Annotated in this window: 17 protein-coding genes; 9 read left to right on the top strand and 8 right to left on the bottom strand. The window is 62.0% G+C overall.

Annotated features, from left to right (window positions below):
• Positions 1-24: 24 nt before the first annotated feature.
• Positions 25-1,623 carry an ABC transporter substrate-binding protein gene (locus ACBG85_RS22470; protein WP_063315878.1) on the bottom strand — a complete coding sequence of 533 codons (1,599 nt, stop codon included), beginning with the start codon at positions 1,621-1,623 and terminating at the stop codon, positions 25-27.
• 173 nt (positions 1,624-1,796) lie between these two features.
• Positions 1,797-2,411, bottom strand: coding sequence for a TetR/AcrR family transcriptional regulator (locus ACBG85_RS22475; protein ID WP_372024930.1), 615 nt, complete (start codon positions 2,409-2,411; stop codon positions 1,797-1,799).
• A gap of 104 nt (positions 2,412-2,515) precedes the next feature.
• Here ACBG85_RS22475 and ACBG85_RS22480 point away from each other — a divergent pair, with 104 nt between their 5' ends.
• From ACBG85_RS22480 to ACBG85_RS22500, 5 genes are all read left to right on the top strand, one after another.
• On the top strand, positions 2,516-3,067 hold the full coding sequence (locus ACBG85_RS22480; RefSeq protein WP_003939926.1) for a MarR family winged helix-turn-helix transcriptional regulator: 552 nt from the start codon (positions 2,516-2,518) through the stop codon (positions 3,065-3,067).
• A 109-nt stretch (positions 3,068-3,176) separates the two neighbouring features.
• Entirely contained in the window at positions 3,177-4,376 is a 1,200-nt protein-coding gene (locus ACBG85_RS22485; RefSeq protein ID WP_030535304.1) for a homogentisate 1,2-dioxygenase, read from the top strand.
• Complete coding sequence (locus ACBG85_RS22490; RefSeq protein WP_158170086.1) at positions 4,373-5,242, top strand: hypothetical protein; 870 nt, start codon at positions 4,373-4,375, stop codon at positions 5,240-5,242. The genes ACBG85_RS22485 and ACBG85_RS22490 overlap by 4 nt, the downstream gene beginning before the upstream one ends.
• On the top strand, positions 5,239-6,429 hold the full coding sequence (fahA, locus tag ACBG85_RS22495) for a fumarylacetoacetase (protein ID WP_054188907.1): 1,191 nt from the start codon (positions 5,239-5,241) through the stop codon (positions 6,427-6,429). The genes ACBG85_RS22490 and fahA overlap by 4 nt, the downstream gene beginning before the upstream one ends.
• A gap of 176 nt (positions 6,430-6,605) precedes the next feature.
• Positions 6,606-8,498 carry an FAD/NAD(P)-binding domain-containing protein gene (locus ACBG85_RS22500; RefSeq protein WP_244993156.1) on the top strand — a complete coding sequence of 631 codons (1,893 nt, stop codon included), beginning with the start codon at positions 6,606-6,608 and terminating at the stop codon, positions 8,496-8,498.
• A 52-nt stretch (positions 8,499-8,550) separates the two neighbouring features.
• On the opposite strand, the gene ACBG85_RS22505 is transcribed toward ACBG85_RS22500, so the two are convergent.
• The 4 genes from ACBG85_RS22505 to ACBG85_RS22520 all read right to left on the bottom strand — a co-directional run bounded on the left by ACBG85_RS22505 (position 8,551) and on the right by ACBG85_RS22520 (position 13,715).
• Positions 8,551-10,974, bottom strand: a complete 2,424-nt coding sequence (locus ACBG85_RS22505; protein WP_054831246.1) for an ATP-dependent Clp protease ATP-binding subunit — start codon at positions 10,972-10,974, stop codon at positions 8,551-8,553.
• Between the two features lie 114 nt (positions 10,975-11,088).
• The gene (locus tag ACBG85_RS22510; RefSeq protein WP_054188910.1) at positions 11,089-11,604 is read right to left on the bottom strand and encodes a hypothetical protein; all 516 of its coding nucleotides are present in this window, start codon (positions 11,602-11,604) and stop codon (positions 11,089-11,091) included.
• Positions 11,605-11,616: 12 nt separating this feature from the next.
• Positions 11,617-12,816, bottom strand: a complete 1,200-nt coding sequence (locus ACBG85_RS22515) for an MFS transporter (protein WP_372024936.1) — start codon at positions 12,814-12,816, stop codon at positions 11,617-11,619.
• The gene (locus tag ACBG85_RS22520; protein WP_047271021.1) at positions 12,813-13,715 is read right to left on the bottom strand and encodes an NAD(P)-dependent oxidoreductase; all 903 of its coding nucleotides are present in this window, start codon (positions 13,713-13,715) and stop codon (positions 12,813-12,815) included. Before ACBG85_RS22520 ends, ACBG85_RS22515 begins: the two co-directional genes overlap by 4 nt.
• 108 nt (positions 13,716-13,823) lie before the next feature.
• Here ACBG85_RS22520 and ACBG85_RS22525 point away from each other — a divergent pair, with 108 nt between their 5' ends.
• Positions 13,824-14,402 carry a CGNR zinc finger domain-containing protein gene (locus tag ACBG85_RS22525; protein ID WP_054825525.1) on the top strand — a complete coding sequence of 193 codons (579 nt, stop codon included), beginning with the start codon at positions 13,824-13,826 and terminating at the stop codon, positions 14,400-14,402.
• On the opposite strand, the gene ACBG85_RS22530 is transcribed toward ACBG85_RS22525, so the two are convergent.
• Positions 14,399-15,028 (bottom strand): TMEM175 family protein, encoded by a 630-nt coding sequence (locus ACBG85_RS22530; RefSeq protein ID WP_007733613.1) that lies wholly within the window; start codon positions 15,026-15,028, stop codon positions 14,399-14,401. The genes ACBG85_RS22525 and ACBG85_RS22530 overlap by 4 nt on opposite strands.
• A 216-nt stretch (positions 15,029-15,244) precedes the next feature.
• On the opposite strand from ACBG85_RS22530, the gene ACBG85_RS22535 reads away from it, so the two are divergent.
• The 3 genes from ACBG85_RS22535 (at position 15,245) to ACBG85_RS22545 (ending at position 18,932) form a co-directional block, all read left to right on the top strand.
• Positions 15,245-16,495 (top strand): MFS transporter, encoded by a 1,251-nt coding sequence (locus ACBG85_RS22535; RefSeq protein WP_064687623.1) that lies wholly within the window; start codon positions 15,245-15,247, stop codon positions 16,493-16,495.
• Between the two features lie 16 nt (positions 16,496-16,511).
• Positions 16,512-18,179: an amidohydrolase gene (locus ACBG85_RS22540; protein ID WP_003939773.1), complete on the top strand. Its 1,668-nt coding sequence runs from the start codon at positions 16,512-16,514 to the stop codon at positions 18,177-18,179.
• 93 nt (positions 18,180-18,272) lie between these two features.
• Positions 18,273-18,932: an LppP/LprE family lipoprotein gene (locus ACBG85_RS22545; RefSeq protein ID WP_234551898.1), complete on the top strand. Its 660-nt coding sequence runs from the start codon at positions 18,273-18,275 to the stop codon at positions 18,930-18,932.
• 94 nt (positions 18,933-19,026) lie between these two features.
• Here the strand turns inward: ACBG85_RS22545 and ACBG85_RS22550 are convergent, their stop codons facing one another.
• Complete coding sequence (locus ACBG85_RS22550) at positions 19,027-22,482, bottom strand: indolepyruvate ferredoxin oxidoreductase family protein (protein ID WP_042451318.1); 3,456 nt, start codon at positions 22,480-22,482, stop codon at positions 19,027-19,029.
• Positions 22,483-22,779 lie beyond the last annotated feature (297 nt).

Here is a 22,779-nt window from a genome sequence, read left to right on the forward strand (position 1 = left end):
CACTACCAAAAAGGCGCACGGGGGTCAGCTCAACCACGTGTTGCCGAAGAGCAGAATCCCGTCCGCACTCGGGGTCACTCCGTGGACGTTCTCGCGCCACGGGATGAAGACCTTGCCGGAGTTGACCACGGCCATCGGCGCCGTCTCGTTGACCACGGTCTGAATATCGTCGATGACGGCTCGCCGCTCATCCTCGCCCGACGCTGTTTGCAGCTTGCCGAGCAACTCGTCCATCCGAGCGTTCTTGTAACCGAGGATGTTCGACGGCGATTCGCTGAACAGGTTGCCGTACATACGCACGAACGGTGACTCTTCCAGCACGTTGAACGCGAAGTAGGACACGTCGTAGTCGTGCTTTGCGTACAGCATGGAAATCAGATCGTTGATGCTGGTTGCGTAGGTGATGTCGACCGTGAAACCCACTGCCTGCAAGAGCGACTGAAACGTCAGTGCGCTGCGCTGCGTCGCCGGATCGTTCATCCCGACGTACGTCAGTTTTCCGTCGTAACCGTCCGCCTTCGCCTCGGCGAGATACTTCTTGGCCGCCTCGGGGTCGAAGCCGTTCCCAGCCACCGATCCGTGCCACTGCGACCACGACGCGAACATGTCGGTGCCGGGTTCGCCGAAGCCGCCCTGAACTCGCTCGTTGAACGTATTCGGGTCCACCGCAGCGACAATCGCCTTACGCACGCGCTCGTCCTTCGCTGCCCGATCGTCGCGCTGATTGATTGCCAGAACTCCGGCCATGCTGGCCGAGTACACAAATCCGGGATCACCGGCTTCGAAAGCCTCGTGAATGAAGTCGGGAGACTTCAGATAGGCAACCTGGATTCCGTCGGTGTGCAATCCTTCCAGTTTGCTCTTCTCGTTGACGATTGCCGGAAAGCGCAACTTCTCGAGGTACGGCGCCCCGTCCCAGTACGTCGGACGGGCAGCGAGCACCAATTCGTCCTGGGAGGCGAACTTCTCGACGGTGAACGGGCCTGCCCCGATCGGGGTGAACGTGCCGGTAGCCATCGACGAGGGCGCGACGATCATGCCGGGACCGGTGGTGAACATGATCGGGAACTCGTCCCACGGCTGCGCCAATGTAAAGACGACCGTACTCGGATCCGGTGAATTCGTCTCGCGCACAGCGGTCTTCCACACCAGCGCGTGAGTTCCCTTCTTCTGCAGATAGTGATCGATGCTCCACAGGACTGCCGCACTGTCCATCGGAGTGCCGTCGCTGAAGGTGACGCCGTCGCGCAATTTCAGTGTCCACACCGTGTTGTCGCCGTTGGCCGACAACGACTGAGCCAAGTGGGGAACATACTCGCCCGCCGACGTATCGAAGCGCATGAGAAGGTCGTAGATGGCTGCCATTTCGCTACCACCGGTAGCGCCGCCGTCCTGACGGTCAGCCGGATCGAGACTGCTGATCCCGTTGTAGGTGGCAAACGACACGGTGCCACCCGATCGCGGCTCTCCCCCGTTGTTCTGGTCACCGACAACTCCGACCGTCACGTCCGATGCATCCGTGGTCGTACCTTGGCTGCTACCGGCGCACCCCGTCACCACCAGCGTCGCCGACGCCAGGACAACCATCCAGATTCGAGCGCGGACTCGGTACGAGCGCTTCATTGCGACTCACTTTCACAGTTCACGGATACGTCGATCCCTGGATCGGACACCCGACATATTTGTAAGTGAATTCTAGGTAAGGTCTCGTCCTGCGTCTTCGTTTTCACAAAGCCGAAGCGATAATTCGCGTTCATGACAGCAGAAACAAGAACTGAATTCTAGGTTGCAACCGTTCAGCGAATTACCAGTCCGATGACGTCTTCGACGTTCCGCTGGGCCTCTGCGAATCCGATCCGGCCACTGGTCCACAGCGCAAGGGCCGTCAACATCGTGCCGCCTATTGCCACGGCCGCAACCCTCGCCGTCTCGGCCGGGACGCCGTCCATCAACTCGAACAGCATTCTCCGATGTGCCGCTGCGCGCAGATCCAACGACTCGATCACGAACTGATCCGAGGACGAATGGAGTTCGATCTCCAACCGAGCGAAGTAGGGCCTACGCTCGAATGCCTTCATCTCGCGGCGATGAAGTGCCAGAACCCGCTCGTACGCGTTGTTCTCGCCACCGTCTGCCCGCAACTTCTCAGGACGACGGACCGATTCGAGACCGCTCCACGCCGTCATCGCCGCAGCCAGAAGTTGCTGTTTGGTCGGAAAGTAGCGATACAGCGTTCCGAGTGCGACGCCTGAACGCTCCGAGACGTCTTTCATCTGGATTCGATCCGACGGCATCTCGGCCAGCATCTCGACCACCGCCGTGGTCAGTCGTCCTCTCCGCTCGAGTTGCCCCACCGACATGAGGTTGACGTCCAAGGGAAACTCGTCGCTGCGCGCAGTCACGCGCGTCACGATAGTTCAGAATCCTGACCGCAGTGCCGGGTTGCGAAGTTTCATCGTAACCCCGAGATCTAATACACGGGTTAATCAACTGCAGATCGCGCTAGGGTTAGTCCATGACTGACCGGACAACCGATGACCAGCCAACCGTCGGCGTGCTGAACTTCTGGTCGTTCATCGAACTGGCCAACAAGCGACTGGCCACCGAACACGGCTTTCGCGACCAGCTGGCCACCGAGGTACTACTGACACTCAATCGGGCTTCCAACGTGGTCACCTACGATCTCGAGTCGTCGATCCACCGCCCTCGCGGCTGGTCATGGTCCTCCTTCAGGCTGTTGTTCGTCACCTGGCTGGCCGGTCCGATCGAGCCGAAGGCTGCCGCCGAGCTCACCGGCATGAGTAGGGCAGCGGTCTCCAATCTGTCCAAGTCGCTGCTGGCAGACGGATTGATCGATCGTCGGCCCACCGAGAACGACGGCCGTTCCGTCCAGCTGTACCTGACCGACAAGGGCCGAGAAGCCATGGTCGAAGCCTTTCGCGAGCAGAACGAACGCGAACACGCCTGGGTAAGCGTCCTGAGCGAGGCCGAACAGCGAATTCTTGTCATGCTCCTGGACAAACTGATCACCAACCGCAGCCAGTTCGACGTACGCGGACGTAACTGACATAGACCCGAACCCCCTTGGAGGGTTGCGCTCATCACATCATTTTAGTTAATGTATTTACTATCTGGTAAAGGTGAGCCAGGCAGAACAGCACAGAAGGAGCCCCGTCATGGCGTTCTATCGACAACTCGGCAACATCCCACCGAAGCGTCACACCCAACACCGTGACGAGTCCGGCAACCTCTACTACGAAGAACTGATGGGAGAGGAAGGTTTCTCCTCGGATTCTTCGTTGCTGTACCACCGCGAGATCCCGTCGGCCATCGTCGACGCAACGGTCTGGGAACTGCGCGATCAGAGCACAACCCCCAACCATCCCCTCAAACCGCGCCATCTGAAACTCCACACGCTGTTTCCCGAAAGCACCTGGAACGAGACCGACGTGGTAACCGGCCGTCGTCTCATCCTCGGAAATGCCGACGTGCGATTGTCCTACGTCGTTGCGGCAGCGCCATCTCCCCTGTATCGCAACGCAATCGGCGACGAGATGGTCTACATCGAATCTGGCGAGGCGACCGTCGAGACCGTCTTCGGTGCACTCGAGGCCAGTGAGGGTGACTACGTACTGATCCCGATGTCCACAACGCATCGATGGATCCCCAAGGGTGACAAGCCACTTCGTGCCTACGCCATCGAGGCGAACAGTCACATCGTCCCGCCCAAGCGCTATCTTTCCCGCTTCGGCCAGCTGCTCGAGAACGCACCGTTCTGTGAACGAGACCTGCACGGACCGATCGCGCCCATGATCGCCGAAGGAACCGACGTCGAGGTACTGGTCAAGCACCGAACGTCGGCGGGCATCGTCGGCACCCGAATGGTTTATCCCACGCACCCTTTCGATGTCGTCGGCTGGGACGGCTGCCTGTACCCGTACACCTTCAACATCTCCGACTACGAGCCGATCACGGGCCGTGTTCACCAACCGCCGCCGGCGCACCAGGCGTTCGAGGGGAACAACTTCGTGATCTGCAACTTCGTTCCGCGCAAGGTCGACTACCACCCCCTGTCGATCCCGGTGCCGTACTACCACTCGAACGTCGACTCGGACGAGATCATGTTCTACTGCGGCGGTGACTACGAGGCACGCAAGGGTTCCGGCATCGGACAGGGTTCGATATCTATTCATCCCGGCGGCCACGCCCACGGACCACAACCCGGCGCCTACGAGCGGAGCATCGGCGCCGAGTTCTTCGACGAGCTCGCCGTCATGGTCGATACGTTCCGGCCCCTCGAATTGGGTGAGGGAGCCCTGGCCTGCGAGGACGAAGCGTACGCCTGGAGTTGGGCAGGGCGGGGGCCTAGGCAATGACGATCATCTCCCCACTCCTGCGCGGCCTGTGCGACGACGCAGCACTCTTCCCACCCGGCAATGCTCCTCTCGCCGAGGCAATTCCGGCCCACGCCGCCTACCTGCAGGCGGATTACGACGCACTGGTCGGGCCTTTCGTTTTTCCCGCGCCGCGACTGAGCGAACTGGCTGCGTACGTTTCAGCGGACAGCCCGGTGACGCTGAGCCTGACCGTGCCGGCCGGCCCATCCGATACGGCGGCTGCACTCTCGAACGCGCTCGCCATCCCTGGTGTTCACGTCGCCGCCGTCGAGGTGGGAATTCCTGACGGGTTGGACGCCGATGCGGCCTTCGAGGAACTCTCTCGTGTCCATGCCGCTCATCCCGACGTCGACATTTTTGTCGAGGTGCCTCGAGGTGATCGGCGCGCGGGCTATCTCACAGCTCTCGAAACTGCCGGGCATTCCGCAAAGTTTCGCACCGGCGGGATTGTCGCCGAGGCGTACCCGAACGAGGAAGAGCTCGCCGATGCGGTGATATCCGTTGTCCGAGCGAATATCCCGTTCAAGGCGACTGCGGGACTGCACCACGGTGTGCGCAACACCGATCCGGAAACAGGCTTCGAGCAACACGGCTTCCTCAACATCATGGTGGCCGTCGACGCGGCGAGGCGGGGCGCCGATCGTTCGGAAATTGTTGCTGCACTGTCTCAGCGCGATGGAAAATCGATCGCGCAAGCCCTGGCCGACCTCACCGAGGACGAGGCCGGCGAGGTGCGTCGCCGATTCCTCTCGTTCGGTACCTGCAGCATCTCGGACCCTCTGACCGAGCTGGAAGGCCTCGGGTTGATCGTCCGCTCCGACAAAACCGAAGGAACTCTCGTATGACTGTCACGACCATCGACATTCCCGCCGACTCACTGTTCGGTCTCGACAATCTGCCGTACGGGGTCTTCTCCCCCGCGGGAGGGTTACCGCGTGTCGGTGTGCGCGTCGCCGAATCGGTGGTCGATCTCGCAGCGACACTAGGTGATTCCGTCTTCTCCGAACCGACTCTGAACGCGTTCATGGCTCAGGGACGAGATCAGTGGGTATCGGTGCGAAACCGGATCACGGAGCTCGTGACTAGCGAAATAGACTCGAATGCAGTGTTTTCCGTTGATTCGGTGACAATGCATTTGCCGATCGCAGTGGCCGATTACGTCGACTTCTACGCCTCGGAGAATCACGCAACCAACCTCGGGCGGTTGTTCCGCCCGGACGCAGCCCCCTTGATGCCGAACTGGAAGCATCTTCCCGTCGGATACCACGGGCGCTCGAGCACCGTCGTCGTCTCCGGCACCGACATCGTTCGTCCCTGCGGACAGCGGAAGGCACCCGATCAGGAAAGCCCGGACTTCGGACCGTCCCGGCGCCTCGACATCGAAGCCGAGATGGGATTCATCGTCGGAACTCCCTCGAAGATGGGCGATTCCATCACCCCGGACGAATTTGCCGAGCACGTCTTCGGCGCCGTCGTCGTGAACGACTGGTCTGCCCGAGACATCCAGGCGTGGGAGTACGTGCCCCTCGGTCCGAACCTGGGGAAGAGTTTCGCGACCTCCATCTCACCGTGGGTCGTACCCTTGCTCGCTCTCGAAGCAGCCCGAATCGACACTCCGGTGCAGGATCCCGAACCGCTTTCCTATCTGCGTGGTGAAGAGAAGTGGGGGCTGGACATCGACCTGGCCGTCGAGTGGAACGGTCACGTCGTCTCCCGGCCGCCCTACGCCCAGATGTACTGGTCGCCTGCGCAGATGCTCGCGCACACCACCATCAACGGCGCAGCAGCGAGCACCGGCGATCTCTTCGCGTCCGGAACCATTTCCGGACCGGACAAAGATCAGCGCGGCGCCTTCATCGAGTTGACGTGGGGCGGCAAGGAACCCGTAGCTGTGGGCTCCGAGACCCGTACCTTTCTCGAAGACGGCGACACCATCGCCATCTCAGCCACCGCTCCCGGCGTCGGCGGATCACGAATCGGCTTCGGGGATGTTCACGCTCGGATCCTGCCTGCAACGCAAACCGAAAGATAGTGATTGACAACTGTTTGATTCACGCTGATCTGATGTCCGGAATTCCTTGCCTCACGATTCTCCGAAGATAAGCTGGACTAACCATCCAGAGCGATCGAGAGTCCTGGCTCCGTGACGTCGCAGCAACCCCCTCTGCTGAGGTGCGGGTGCTTTCTGCCAGGTCCGATGGAGGACTCGTGCCAGGCGATCGACCCCGTACCTCAGTGGGGACAGCAGCTGTCATCGTGATCGTGGGCGGTGGACCCCGCGGGACCGGCGTACTCGAGCGGATCCTCGCTCACGAATCGGTGAACGCCGATCCCACACCGATCGACATTCACGTTGTCGACCCGTATCCGGCAGGCGCCGGCCGTATTTGGCGAGGCAGCCAGGCGCCGCTTCTGTGGATGAATTCGACAACCGCGGACGTCACGATGTTCACCGACGAGACCACCGCCGTGACCGGCCCGGTGCTGCCGGGTCCGACCCTCGCGGAATGGGTCGCCGAGCGCTCGGCCGAGCTTGCCGAATTCCCAGAAATCGCAGCAGAAGTTCCGACGATCACCCCGTCGTCGTTTGCATCGAGGTCACTGCAGAGCCGATACCTGAACTGGGTGTTCGAGACTGCAGTCGACTCCGCGCCAGCGCACGTCGACGTTCGAGTTCATCGACGATCCGTGGTCGACATCGTGAACGTCAGCGAGACACAGACGGTTCATCTGGACGACGGAGCTGTCATCGACGCGACGACCGTCCTTCTCGCACAAGGGCACCCCGATGCGTTGCCTGCCCCACGTGAAACCGCGCTGACCAGCTTCGCGTCCGATCACGGGTTGACGTATGTGGGTCCGGGCTACACTGCCGACCTCGACGCCGATGTCATTCCCGAAGGCGAACCGGTTCTGATCGCCGGACTCGGGCTGGCTTTCATCGACTGGATGGTTCTCCTCGCCGAGAGCCGTGGCGGCATCTTCGAACGCGGTGAAGACGGCATCCTCACTTACGCTCCCTCGGGTCGGGAACCCCTGTTGTATGCCGGATCTCGTCGCGGAGTGCCGTATCACTCCAAGATTTCGTACTCGATCGCTGACGCACGGCCACCGCTACCGCGGTTCTTCACCGCTGATCTCGTTCCCGGCGACGGACCGTTGGATTTCCGAAACGACATCTGGCCCTTGGCGTCGAAAGAACTGGCAGGCGCCCACTATCACGAGCTGTTCGCATCTCACCCGGATCGGACAGTGGGCACCTGGGAGGAGTTCGACGCCGAATTCGCCTCGCTGGCCTGGGGATCGCCTCGATTGCATGAACTGGTCGAGAACGCAGTCCCGAAGCCGGAAGACCGTATCGATCTCGAGCGGCTGAACCGCCCACTCGGCGGTGAGCGCTACGACGGGCTTGCCGAGGTCCAATCCCGGATCACCGAATACATCTCGGCAGATGTCGCGCGGAGGTCGGACCCGTATTTCAGCGCCGACGCGGCTGTCTTCTCAGCGCTGCTGTCGACGTACATGACCGTCGGAGAATTGTTGCGGCGCGGCAGAATCCCGGCCGAATCCGTCGCCAAGGACGTCGAGGGTTGGCTTCATTCGTTCTTCAGCTTCATCGCCAGTGGTCCGCCACCCGAGCGACTGGAACAGTTGATCGCCCTCAACGAGGCGGGCATCGTCCAGTTCCTCGGGCCGGATTCGGTGTTCTCCACCGAGATCGACCCGGCAACGGGGGCTGGGATCTTTGTCGCGCGCAGTGCGTCGCACACCGACATCGTGGCCGCGAACACCCTCGTCGAAGCACGCTTGCCGGTTGCTTCCATCAGCGCGAGCGGTGACTTGCTCCTGCGGACGCTTCACGGTCGGGGCGAGGCAGTCGAACTTCGTGCGACCGTGGACAGTTCGGCGAAGCTCGCCGTCGACGGTACGTCACGAATTCTCGACCGGAACAACACAGCTCATCCTCGCCGCTTCGCGGCCGGGCCGTGGGTTGCAGGCCACAACTGGTCGGCGGCTTTCCCTCGTCCCCGTACCAATGCGGGGTTTTTCCGGCACAACGACGCCCTGGCGGCGGAGATTTTGGGCGCTGCGCGCCTGTGAGCGGTTAGGGAGTCCTGGGACTCCCTAACCGCTCACGGGGGCTGTGCCCCTCCTAGCTGAACACCAACTCACCCTCGTCAACCGCGACGGTGATACTGCCGCCCTCTTCGAGGAGATCGTCGAGCAGCATGTCGGCGATCTTGTCGTCGACCACACGCTGAATCGAACGACGCAACGGGCGAGCCCCGAACTCGGGTTGATGCCCGTGCTCGGCAATCCAGTCCACTGCGTCGGCAGTGAACTCGATCTCGATGCCCTTGGACTGCAGCCGCTTCCGGCTGTCGTCGAGCAGCAGATCAGTAATCCGGTGCAGTTGCTCGGTGTCGAGCTTGCGGAAGATCACGATCTCGTCGATACGGTTGAGGAACTCCGGCCGCATCGATTCGCGCAACCTGGCCATCACGCGGTCGCGCAGTGGCTTCTCCGCCGACTCTGCATCGCCTGTGGTGAAGCCGAGTCCACCGGACTTGCTCGAGATGATGTCCGAGCCGAGGTTGCTGGTCATGATCACGACGGTGTTCTTGAAGTCCACCGTCCGACCCTGACCGTCGGTCAGACGCCCGTCGTCGAGCACCTGGAGCAAGGTGTTGAACACGTCCGGGTGTGCCTTCTCGATCTCGTCGAGCAGGATCACCGAGTACGGGTTACGACGCACCTGTTCCGTGAGCTGTCCGGCCTCGCCGTAGCCGACGTATCCGGGAGGAGCACCGACCAATCGGCTGACCGTGTGCCTCTCACCGAACTCACTCATGTCGAAGCGCAGCATCTTGTTCTCGTCTCCGAAGAGTGTGGCAGCCAGAGCTTTTGCGAGCTCCGTCTTGCCGACGCCAGTAGGTCCGAGGAACAGGAAGCTACCGACGGGACGATCCGGATCGCTCATACCGGTACGGCTACGACGCACGGCACGCGCGATTGCGCGAACGGCGTCATCTTGCCCGATGACACGACCGTGCAGTTCCTCTTCCAGACGGCGCAGGCGATCTTTCTCTGCCTGAGTCATCTGGCTTGCCGGAATACCCGTTGCGCGAGCGACAACTTCGGCGATTTGTTCAGCGGTCACGTCCGGCGTTTCCTCGGAAGGAACCGAGGATCCTGCCTTCTCGAGACGCTTTGCGACGCCGTTGATCTCGTCACGCAGGGTCGACGCCTTCTCATACAACTCGTCGGCGACGGCTTTTTCCTTGTCGCTCTCGAGCTGCTCGAGACGCTGCTGCAGCGCAGCGGTGTCTACCGTGGCCGTCTTCAAGCGAAGCCTGGCGCCGGCCTGGTCGATCAGGTCGATTGCCTTGTCCGGCAAGAACCTGTCGCCGATGTAACGTGCCGACAGCTCCACCGCAGCGGTGATCGCCTCGTCGGTGTAGTGCACCTTGTGGTGATCCTCGTACCGACTGCGCAGTCCGCTCAAGATCGCGATTGCGTCCTCGATCGACGGCTCTCCGACCTGTACGGGCTGGAAGCGCCGCTCGAGCGCGGGATCCTTCTCGATGTTCTTGCGGTATTCGTCGAGCGTGGTGGCGCCGACGATGTGCAGTTCACCGCGAGCGAGCTTGGGCTTGAGGATGTTTCCGGCGTCCATCGCACCGTCTGCGCCGCCCCCGGCACCGGCGATGGTGTGCATCTCGTCGATGAAGACGATCAGCTCGTCCTTGTGTGCGGTGATCTCGTCGATCACCTTGGTCAGCCGTTCCTCGAAGTCACCGCGGTAACGGGTACCCGAGACCATGCTCGAGAGTTCGAGCTGGACGATCTTCTTGCCCACCAACGATTCCGGGACATCCCCGTCGACGATGCGCTGGGCGAGACCTTCGACGATGGCAGTCTTGCCGACGCCGGCCTCACCCACCAGGACCGGGTTGTTCTTGGTGCGGCGGGAGAGGATCTCGATGGTCTGTTCGATCTCGTCGGCGCGGCCGATCACCGGATCGACGCCGCCGTTGCGGGCGCGATCGGTGAGATCGACGCCGTACTTGTCGAGCGTCGGTGTGGTGGACTCGTCTTCGACTGGACCGGCTGCAGGGTTCTGAACCGCTGCCTGCAGCTTCTCCGGCGTGATGCCGGCCGAAGCGAGCAGACGACCCGGAACATGATCGGGGTCACCGGCCAGGGCGATGAAGAGATGTTCGGGGTCGATGTACGTCGATCCCAGGGCTCGGGCCAGTTGATGAGCCTCGAGTAGAGCGGTTTTCACGGCACTGCTGAGCGCAGGAGCAGAGTAGGCCCCCTGCTCACGGCCTTGTGGCAGCCGCAGGTCGACGGCGTCGACCACGGATTTCGGGTCGGCTCCGGCGCGCTGCATGAGCGTGCGGACCGGATCCTGCTCCGCCATGACGCGGAGAACGTGCAGTGCATCGAGATCCGAATCACCGCGAGCAGCCGCTACACGTGCAGCGTCAGCCATGAGTTGCTGGGTGGCCCTGCTCATGAGCCGTGAAATATCGATGCGACCGGGACCCTCGGGCCCGAAGAATGCTGGCATTCCGAAGCCTCCTTGCAGAAAGTTGAGCGTTACTGACTCAATTAACGTGCATGGGGCTCGATCAATTCCCGCGGGCTCAGATTTGTTTCAACACCTTCGGGCCACAGATCGTTCTCAACTACCGAAGGATCCGGTAGATCGACCGACCGGGTACGCCTCGACGTGCATGATCACCGATCCCCCGCAGGGACCACTCGCGATGTCGGTACGCCACGAACCTTTCAGACTGCCATCGGGCTGAGGTGTGTAATACGCCTCGGAGTGCGCCGGTGCCCACACCTTGGGCACGCCTTCCCCCTGGTAGCAATCCCACTCCCAGTCATAGGGGTGCACCCAACTGGTTCCGTCCCAGGTGTATCGCGCAGGCTGCGGCAACGTCGGATTGGCGGGAGCCGGACCGCCGACCACTGTGGCGATACAGACTCCGCTCGAGCAATCCGTCTCGAACGTGTATGTATCGGAGAAATCCGGCTCCCACTGGCTGGCGGCCAGACTTGTGCCCGTCTTGGTCGCGGCGAAACGCTTGAGCGAGTAATCACCGGACCAATTCGCATCCGCAGCCCCCGCGGGCATCGCTCCGGCGACAAACCACGTAGCAACGAGAGCAACCACCAACAATGACTTCCGCATGCGTGAAGTGAATCACAAGCTATGTCCGAATTGTCGGATACTGGCCACAAGAACACCGACGACGATCAGCACCAGCGAAACCAACGGCAACGCTCCCACACCCCTGTCCGCCAAGATCAGCCCGCCCACGACGCCGCCCGCTGCGATCGCCGCATTGAAGATCGTCACGAAAACCGATTGCGCCGTGTCCACAGCGTCGCCCGTCGTATCCGCGAGCGCCGTCTGAAGGAGAGTGGGAGCGCCTCCAAATGCCACGCCCCATACCGCAACGCTGAGTGCGATCACTGCGAAGCCGTCACCGCCGACGCCCAACGCCGTCAAAGCTGCGGCAAAGACCACCAAGCTCAGCACGGTGAGACTTCGAAGGGCCCGGTCGACAAACACCCCGACCACACCGATGCCCACGAAGGCGAAAAGTCCGAACACGAACAAGACGATTCCCAACCGATCGCCGAAACCGATGCGATCCAGAAACGCCGCCAGATACGTGTACACGATGTTGTGCGCGAGGATCCACAAGAACGCGACAAACAGAATCGGTCGTACGCCAGGCAGGACCAAGACTTTCCGCACCGGCAGCTGCCGATCCGCTTGTTGCCCGGGAAAGTCCGGCATCACCGTGAGTATCCACGCGACCAGAAGTAGCGCAGCAACCGACATCACGGCGAAGACGACGCGCCAATCGGCCAGGGTCCCGAGCCACGCCCCCATCGGAACGCCGATTGCCAACGCGATCGGCTGTCCGACGGAGGCAACCGCAACGGCCCGCCCCTGCAGGTGAGGGGGCGACATCCTGCGTGCGTACCCGGCAAGCAACCCCCACACCACACCTGCCGCCATACCGGCCAGAAACCGAACACCCAAGGTGAGAACAAGATTCGACGAAAGCGCTGTCACCAGATTGAAGACACCGAACCCCAGAATCGCCGACACAAGGACAGCACGCCGTCGCAATCCTCGGGTCAATGCGATCAGTGGTACCGCCCCGACGACGGAACCCAATGCGTATGCGGTGACCAATTGCCCTGCGCCGGAGACCGATACGGACAACCCTGACCCGATCTGCACCAGTAGTCCGGCCGGCATGGTTTCGGTTGTGATCGCTATGAAGCCTGCCATTGCGAGTGCCGACAACCCGGCCAGCGGTAGTGTCCGGACGGAATCGGTCTCCGCCAGTGCCGAAGTCGCCGTCCCGTCCGAGTTCGAGCTCACCTCGTCGGTGTTTCGGGACTGCCTTCACCCGACTGGCCGGAACGGACCAGTTCTGCAATAGACGCCCAGTCCATCTCGCCCTGACCGTTCGCCAGAGCCTGAGCGAGCACGCCTCGAAGTACGCCACCGAACGGCAAATCCAGATCGACGCTGTCGGCGGCGTCGAGCGCAAGCCTCAAATCCTTGAAGCCCAGAGCTGTGGTGAATCCTGCAGGCTCGTACTGACGCGTCGCGACGAGGTTTCCGTAGCTGGAGTAGACCGGCCCCGGGAAGATCGTCGAGGTCAGCAGTTCTACGAGTTGGCTTCCGTCCACACCTGACCTCTCCCCCAATGCGATTGCCTCGCCCAAGGATTGAATCGCGGCGAGGATGAGGTAATTGCCGATGATCTTGACGATGTTGGCCTGCTCCGGACGCTCACCTTGTGGCCACGTGCGAGCACCGATGACGTCGAGAAAGGGTTGCACTCGCTCGAGGAGGGAACTGTCGCCGGCGGCGATGATGTTCAACTGACCAGCCTGAGCAACAGAAACGCGTCCGAACACCGGCGCCGCGATGTACCCGATACCGTACTCGGCGTGCAGTGCGGCGGCGCGCTTGGCAAGGTCGACGCTGACGGTGGCCATGTTGACGTGCACGGTTCCACTCGGAACGGATGCGAGGACGGCGGGATCCAGAATGGCCGAAGACACGGCCGAATCATCTGCCAACATCGACAGCACAACACCGGACTGGAATGCCTCGGCAACGGTTTTCGCGCCGCTCGCCCCTTCCTCGACCAGTTCGGCTACCGCTTCAGGGCTGCGATTCCACACCGTCACGTCGAAGCCTGCGCCCAGTAGATTTCGAGCGATGGGACGACCCATCGCGCCCAAGCCGACCACGGAAACAGAAGTCATGAATTTCCCTCTCGAAAGTACTGAACCATCTAAGACGGTTCAAGACTCTCACACGGGTACAGTTGCTGTCGAACCGGTTGAGATGGTTCGCCACGAAGGAGGACGAAAGTGAACGAAGCAGGAGCTGATCAATCCGCTCGGGACGTGTTTCGACTCGACAACGACACGCTCGCCTTCCGCTTCACCGCCACCCTCACCAATCGGAACGGCTCGAGGTTCGAACGACTCACGAGCCCGCAGCGACTCGAATTATGGTTACGCGCCAACGATCTGATGGACGCCCCCGCAACCGCGACAGAAGACGACCTCCGCGGCGCGCAGGATTTACGTGAGGCCATTCATCGCATCGGAACCGCCGTGTGCGAGAACCGCCGCGCCTCACGCACCGATGTCGGGATCGTCAACACCGCATCCGAGCTCGGTGATGCCCACCTCGTCCTCGAGAGTGGCCGGGCCCTCTGGAAATCAGCCGGAGACAATCCGATCCGCGACGCTTTGTCGATAGTGGCTGCCGACGCGATCGCGGTGCTCGGTGGAGCCGACCGGGACCGCGTCAAGGCCTGCCAGGGCGACGGGTGCACCGGCCTCTACGTCGACACCAGTCGCGGCAACAACCGACGCTGGTGCTCGATGAACATCTGCGGAAACAAAGCCAAGAAATCCGCGATGACCGCTCGCGCCGACTAGCTCATCTCACGCTCGCCGCCAGTCGATTTCGCCGCCACTCGGTTCCACAGCTTCTCGATCGGCGTCGACAGCAGGAGAAGAAACAGCGGGAAGTACGACGTCACCGGAACGAGCACACTGACGAGCAGCGCCACCACCATGATCAGGAAAGTGACGATTTCAGCGGTGAAATGCGGCTTCGCATTCTCTTCACTCAACGACGGGTTGCGAACCAGACCCCACGCGACCACCGCCAGGCACGCAGCACTGGCTGCCATTGTCCCGATGTAGAGAGCCCTGGTTCCGAGATCCTGCGACGGCGCCGCAACGAGCGCTGTCGGGAAGGGCAGGAACACGATGGTCATCACCCACAACCCCAGTCCGCGAACGACCACCTTGTCCGCGTCGACCACAAAACGAAGCAGCCGATGCTGCGACCACCAGAGCCGGAAGATCACCAGAAAGCTCAGGGCGAACGAGTAGAACTGCGCAGCGTGATCGCGCAGCAGTTCCGACGTGGTGCCGTGGTGGTCACTGGTGAGTTCGACCAGCGGCAGTACGAGCAGCGTGATCGCAATGGCGACAATCGCGTCGATGAAAGTGACGTAGCGCTCGAAGTAGCGGGTGCGTTCCGCAATCTCAGCCATTGCGGAAGCATAAGCCTCACAACAGGAAACAGACCGGCGACGCCACTTTACGGAAGCACGTATCCGGAAACATACAATTAACGAATCAAATTCGTTAGATCTCTTGACCGTGGCGGAGCCCATCCCCATACTTAACGAATCACATTCATTAAGTGACTCGCATCACGCCACCAGGGGTCGGTTCAGCCACCCCCTTCAGGACATGGGGTTGCCCTAGTGCCGATCAACGCTTCGACGAATACGCAGTCCGACCGGGTTCCACTCACCGCCAACCGCGGTATTGCCGTCTTCAGTATCGGCGTCATGGGGTTCATCACCGCGAACCTCATCCCCCTGATGATCGTGGCAATGGTCGAGGACCTTGGTGTCACCGAATCCGCTGCCGGTGCCGTTCTGACCGCATCGCTGCTGGTCTGCGCCGTCACCTGCCTCGCCACCACCCGAATCGCCTCGGGCCGGCATCGCCATCTCCTCGGCCGCGTCAGCCTGATCGCGATGGCAGCCGCATTCGGCGTTGCGGCCATCGCACCGTCCACGACGATCGCATGCGCCGCGATCATCGTCGGCGGTATCGGCGCTGGTGGATCCGCATCCGTTGGCGGAGCGGCACTGGCCGCGCTCACGAACCCGGACCGGGCGTCAAGCATCAGCGGCCTCGTGAACCGTGTCGTCGTCACAGCCGTCCTCGCTCTCATACCCATCCTCGGCACACACATGACCAACGCATTCGGCATCGTCGCAGTCCTGGCACTGGCTACCGCAGCAACGGTCACCTGGTTGCCGTCGTCCCCGGTGAAAGAGTCGCCGGAGACGGCGAAGTCCGCCAATACGACCACAGCTCTCCCCGCCGGGGTCAGCGCGAAACGACTCACTTTTGCCGGAACCGCATTTCTCGCGATGCTTGCAGTCTGGGCGATCAGCGAGGACTCGTTGTGGGCAGTACTCGGCATCATGGGTTCCGAGCACGCCGGGCTCTCGGATCAACAAATGAGTCTCGCACTGAGCGCATCAACGGCGGGTGGTGTGCTCGCGGCTGTTACCTTGACCGCGTTGGGTTCTCGGGTCAGTCGGACAGTATCGATCTCCGTGCTACTGATACTCGGGGCAATTCTGAAGCTGTCTGCCGGCCTCACCACCGATCCCACGATCTACCTGGTAGTGGTCATCGCTTGGAACACGATCTACGCGGCCACGTTCATCGTCCTGGTTGCCATCTCGGCCGCGCTCGACGCGGCCGGCCGATGGTCGGCGCCACTACTGGGCACCTACCTCATCGGCTCCGCGTTCGCGCCGCTGTTCGGAACTTCGGTGACGGCCGGCCTCGGGTATCCGACCTTCGGAGTCATCATCTCGGGGATCAGCTTCGTTCTACTGGGCCCGTTCGCCTTGGTTTCCCGACTCTCCGCACGTACCGAAGGTGCGTATCGTCACCACAGCGCCGCCATCACTACTACCGTCATCGCGTAAGGATCACGTAGAAGTCATGAATGACAGCATCACTCACTACCGCAACGGAAAGATCTTCACGGCTGCCGACGACGGATGGGCCGAGTCGATAGTCGTCGAGGACCACAAGCTCAGATTCGTGGGCGAAACCGTCTATGCCGATATCCTGGCTCCAGACGCCGAGGTGATCGATCTCGAAGGTGCCGTCGTGCTACCCGGTTTCGTCGACGCCCATACGCATTTGGTGATGATGGGATTCGCGCTGCAGAAGTTGGATCTGCGTGATGCCGCCGATCTCGCCGACATTCAGTCCAGCATCAAGCAATTCGCGGAATCGAACCCGGACGCACCACGACTGCTGGGTCGCAGTTGGTTGTTCTCCGCGCTGGATGGAGGGCACCCGACGCGAGAGATGATCGACGCCGTCGTACCCGATCGCCCGGTGTACCTCGACGCCAACGACGTACATTCGGTCTGGGTGAACACTGCAGCACTGCGAGAACTCGGCATCGACGCGGACACTCCCGATCCGATCGGCGGTCGTATCGGCCGGGATCCGGACACCGGAGAAGCCACCGGAATGCTGTACGAGACCGCCATGATGCTCTACGTCTGGCCGAAACTGGCGGAGCTCGCATCCGACGAAGACCGGGACGCCGCCCTCGCTCTCGCCTTCCGCCACTATCTCGAGGACGGCGTGACCGGTGCGGTCGACATGGCACTCGGCGCGGACGAATTAGCCTCGCTGGAAAGAGCATTGGACGCAGGAGACGGAACACTGCCGCTGCGCGTCGCGGCTCACTGGCTGATGACCCGCGAGGACAACGAGGCCGACAACGTCGGACAAGTTCACGACGTGATCGAACTCCACGAGCGCGTCCAAGGTCCGTGGCTCCGTATCGCCGGAATCAAGATCATCATCGACGGTGTGATCGACAGCTGCACTGCCGCAATGAAAGAGCCGTACTCGGACGGCACCAACGCCGAGCCCATCTGGGATCTCGAGTCCTTGATCCCCGTCGTGACAGCCGCTGACGCCGCAGGCCTGCAGATCGCGATGCACGCGATCGGCGACGAGGCGTCGGAGATCGGATTGACGGCACTCGAGTACGCGATCGCCGCCAACGGAGACATTCCCCGCAGGCACCGAATGGAACACTTGGAGTCCATCACCCGGGACAACGTCGAAAGGCTTGCCCGCCTGGGAATCATCGCCTCGATGCAACCGGTTCACGCTGACCCTGCAATCCAGGAGAACTGGCAGGCGATGCTCGGCGACTACCGGGTCAATCGCGCGTACCCCTGGCCCGAATTCACCGAGGCCGGAGCGGTTCTGGCGTTGGGTTCGGACGCTCCGACCGCTCCCCACCCGCCGCTGCCGAACATGTTCATCGCCACCACCCGTCGATCCGCAATCGATCCGTCACTGGCACCCAACCTGCCGAAGTACGCACTCCCCCTCGCGGACGCGCTGGCTCACGCAACTCGCGACGCTGCCTACTCGTGCCGGTGGGAAGATGTGACCGGCCAGCTGGTTCGGGGTAAAGCAGCCGATTTTGTCGTACTGAAACAAGATCCGTTCACCGAAGGGGTCGATTCTCTCCTGACCACAGAGATTGCGATGACCGTCGTTGCTGGATCCGTGCGATACGACGCGGCCGGGGCCAAGAGCACCGAAGCACGGAACACCGAGTCCGATAGCTGATCGTTACCGGTTGTTCGATAACGCACGCATGCGGCCCGGCGACAGAACGAAGGAGGGACTTGAACACGTGAACCCATACACTCTGGAGGACGCATGCGCAGGAAAGCTCCGATTTCGGCCGCCGTCGCAGCCGCTGCACTGGTGACGGTCACTGCCCTGACGGTCGCCGGTTGTGGGTCGACCGAAGGAACACCTGAAGCGGCGGCGAGTTCCACGGCAGCCAGTTCAACGGCGTCGGCGACATCGACGGCAAACGAAACCGAGACGACGGTAGCGAGCTCTCCCCCGCCACAATCGAACACCCGCACAAATGTATCCACGACGGCGACTACGACAGCAATCCCCGCTTCGGGTCCCTGTCTCGACGTCGGCTCCTCGCTCGTCACCGACGCCATCGGCACGCTGGGCACCGACATCAACGGGGGCAATTGGATACCGAGATCCGCGAGCGAAGAACAGATCGGGAATTGTCCTGACCTGCTCTGGGTTTCGGTGGACGGCGACGGCGTCGGCGATGCGACTTACCAGTCACACGTCCTGTTCTTCCACGACGGAACATACCTGGGCACGGCTACCAGTGAGCCGTACTCGTACACACACGTCATCGACAGCAACAAGGATTCGGTATCCGTCCAATACCGTTGGCTGCTGGACGACGATGCATTCTGCTGTCCCCAAGGCGGACCGAACATAGTGAACTTCACGTGGAACGGCAGCGCCGTGGTTGCCGACGGCCAGTTCCCGCCCTCCTGAACCTGCCTGGGTCCGAGTAGGCCCTGAATGCAACTGTGCCCCAGCGACGACGGTCACTGGGGCACAGTCTTGTTCGATCTACTCGCCGGCGCTCCTACTCACCGACACCGAGTTCGCGCAGGCGAGTCTTGTACAGCTCGATGTTGCCGAGCTTGATGTCTTCGTAACCGCGAACCACGTCCGGCAGTGCCGCGATCTCGACGGCGCGATCGTATCCGTCGGTTGCGAGCGTACGAGAGAGGTCAGCGATCATGGCCTCGTACTCGGCGAGCAGTTCACGCTCGACCTTGCGGACGTGCATGTAGCCGAAGGGGTCGAGCTTGGTACCGCGAAGCTTCTTACCCTTGGCCAGAACCTTCAGTGCAACATGCGACTTGGGTCCGAGACCGATCTTCTTCTTGCGGCCCATCACTCGAAGGATCGGCGGGTGGAGCTTGTAGGTCAGGTTCTCCCCGGCCGGCACCTGAGACTTGACGTCCTCGATGAATGCGGGGTCGACCAGCATACGAGCAACTTCGTACTCGTCCTTGTACGCGGTGAACTTGAACAGGCCGCGGGCAACAGCCTCGCTGAAATCGGTCCGCTCGGTTGCGGCACGTTCGGCGGTCCAGACTGCCTGAACCTGATCGATGTAACGCTGGGCGATCTTGACGGACTGGAACTCGATGAGCTGCGCTGCACGCAGTTCCACCAGTCGCAGGGTTTCACCGGTGAAGGTGGTTCCGGCGAACATGTGAGCCGGTGCGACAACGGGTTCGCGGACGGACTTGGCCGGCGTGGTGACGGCCGAGAACGCTGCGGTGTCGGCAATTGCTGCACGACCCCAACGGAATGCCGCGATGTTCGCGTCCACGGCAACGCCGTTGATGCCGATCGCTTCTTCGATGGCCTCGGCCGGCAGACGAAGTCCACCGCTCTGGTAGGCAGCACCGATCAGCAGGAAGTTGGCCGCTGCGGTGTTACCGAACAACTCCTGCGCCGCGGCGAGTGCGTCGAACGAACGCAGGGTGCGCGACACCTTGTCGAGACGGGCGAGGAGTGACGTCTCCTCGGGGTAGCGAACAGCCTTGTCGTAGACCATGTCTCCGGTCGGCGTCTGCGACGTCGAGGCGATGGAGACCGTCTTCTCGGCGTTGCCGTAGTCGAGGTTCTTGTTGTCCGTCGCGGTCAGCAGGTCGAAGGCAACGATGCAATCCGCGCTGCCCGGAGTGAGGCGGTTGGACGGCTCGAGCGCGCTGGAGCTGAAACGCAGGTGCGAGACAACCGGTCCGGCCTTCTGGCTCAGTCCGATCTGGTCAAGGCTCTCCACCTCGAGGCCGGCGCGCAGTGCAGCCGTTGCGAGCACCTGGTTGACGGTCACGATGCCGGTGCCGCCGATGCCCGCGAGGAAAACGTTCTGCGTGCTGGTGAGCGGTCCGAAATCGGGGTCTGCGACGACGGGCGGGGCGGGACGTGCGGCCTTGGGAGCCTTCTTGCCCGGTACCAATTCGACGGTCACGAACGACGGGCAATCGCCGTCCATGCAGGTGTAATCGGTGTTGCAGGACGTCTGGTCGATCTTCGTCTTGCGGCCGTACTCGGTGTCCACGGGCTGGACCGAGAGGCAGTTCGACTTCACACCGCAGTCACCGCAGCCTTCGCACACTGCCTCGTTGATGACGACGCGAGTGTTGCGAGTGGGCAGCGTGCCACGCTTGCGCTGGCGACGAGCGTCGGCCGCACAGTGCTGGTCGTAGATCAACACTGTGACGCCCTTGATCTCGCGAAGCTCCTTCTGGGCCTCGTCGAGGCGATCGCGGTGCCAGAGCTTGGTGCCCTTGGCCAGAGCGCGCTTGTTGTGACGCGAAGGCTCGTCGGCGCAGATGATGATCTGCTTGACGCCCTCGGTGGTCAGCTTGTGGCTGAGCTGAGCAACGGAGAGGGCACCTTCCGCGTCCTGTGCACCGGTCATCGCCACTACTTCGTTGTAGAGCAACTTGTAGGTGATGTTCACGCCTGCGGCGATGCATGCCTGGACAGCCAACTGACCGGAGTGGAAGAAGGTGCCGTCGCCGATGTTCTGGAACAGGTGAGGCACGTCGGTGAACGGTGCCTGCCCGATCCACTGGCTGCCCTCGCCGCCCATTTGCGTCAGGCCGGTGACAGCGCTGTCCTCACGGCCGGACATGGTGACGAGTGTGTGGCAACCGATTCCGCCGCCGCCGATGGAACCCTCGGGGATAGCGGTGGAACGGTTGTGGGGGCACCCGCTGCAGAAGTACGCGGTTCGCTTGGCGGAGAGCACGTTCAGCGACAGCGGGGCCGGGAGGGTGCGCTTGAGTTCGACGTGCGGCTTCAGTACGCGGCGCAACGGGGCGAGCAGCCGGCCTGCGGTCAGTTCACCACTGGCAGGCATGAGCAGACGGCCCTGGCCGTCACGCTTGCCGATGATGCGAGGGGCATCGTCGGTGCCGTACAGGACTTCCCGGATCTGAGCTTCGATGAACGCGGTCTTGTCCTCGACCACGACGATCTGCTCGAGGCCTTCGGCGAACTCCTTTATCTTCTCGCCCACGACGGGGTAGCACATTCCGATGCGAAGGAGACGGATCCCGGCGCGGTGCAGTGCGGCATCATCGACGCCGAGGTCTGCCAAAGCTTGACGGACGGAGTCGAAAGTTGTACCGGTGGCGGCTATACCGATCTTCGCACCGGAGGGGTTGACCTCGATCACATCGAGGTTGTTGGCAGTTCCGTACGCGTGCACAAGATCCCATCGCGGGCCGTACAGATCGGCCTCGGCGATGACACTGTCCGGCGGCGCGGCCATCTGACGCTGCTTGTAGACGAAGGGCTTGCCCTCGAACTGCACTTCCGGAACCACGATGTCGAAGTCCGCGATGCTGCCGTCGATCGTCCAGGCACCGTCTGCGACGTCGGCGACGATCTTCAGCGCTACGACGCAACCGGAGACACGCGAGAGAGCAACGGCGTGCATACCCATCGTGATGATCTCTTCGGCATTGCGTGGGAAGAGAACCGGCACGCCCATCGCGGCAAGCGAGCGCTCGCTGACGGCCGGAACCGTGGAGGACTTCGACGCGGGGTCGTCGCCCACCAGGAGGACGACGCCGCCCTTGGGGTTCACGCCGTACATGTTGGCGTGGCGAATGGTGTCGGTAGCGCGGTCGACGCCGGGGCCCTTGCCGTACCAGACGCCGGTCACGCCGTCGTGGGTCGCGGTTCCGGCGGGGAGATCCGTCTGGCTTCCCCATACCGCCGTGGCGGCGAGCTCCTCGTTGAAGCCAGGGATGAAGGTGATGTCGTGCTCGGCGAGAACTTTGGGCATGCCGTGAAGCATCTTGTCGACGCCGCCGAGGGGGCTGCCCTGGTAACCGGAGACGAAGGTGGCAATACGCTTACCTGCCCGAATGTCGCGAACGTGCTGCTCGACGAAGCCGCGTGCAATTGCCTGAACACCGGTCAGCAACACCGGTCCCGATCCCGACCGGTACCGATCATCGAGGTCATAGGGCTTGGCCTGGGCTACGCCCGACACCAGTTCAGTCATCGTGGACCACCGTTCCGTCTGCAGTGCATTTCAACTACCGTGCATTTTCAACAACCGCGTAACTCGATCTGTTCAGATGATCGTGGTCGAGGTATGTGAAAGCGTCAACAGAGGCTTGTTCAACTATTCAAATTGACAATTTGTGAGCCAAATCACGTGACCTAGGTCATCGAATCAATCAGTTGGAGACCCGTTCGTGGCGATACGGCGAAACGGACATAAAACGTTCCCGACAATGCACACCGAGAAACTTTCTTGACATTGACGCAACGTCAACTTGCATGCTGAATGAGCACA

Source organism: Rhodococcus sp. NyZ502 (assembly GCF_041464245.1).
GTDB classification, from domain to species: domain Bacteria; phylum Actinomycetota; class Actinomycetes; order Mycobacteriales; family Mycobacteriaceae; genus Rhodococcus_F; species Rhodococcus_F qingshengii.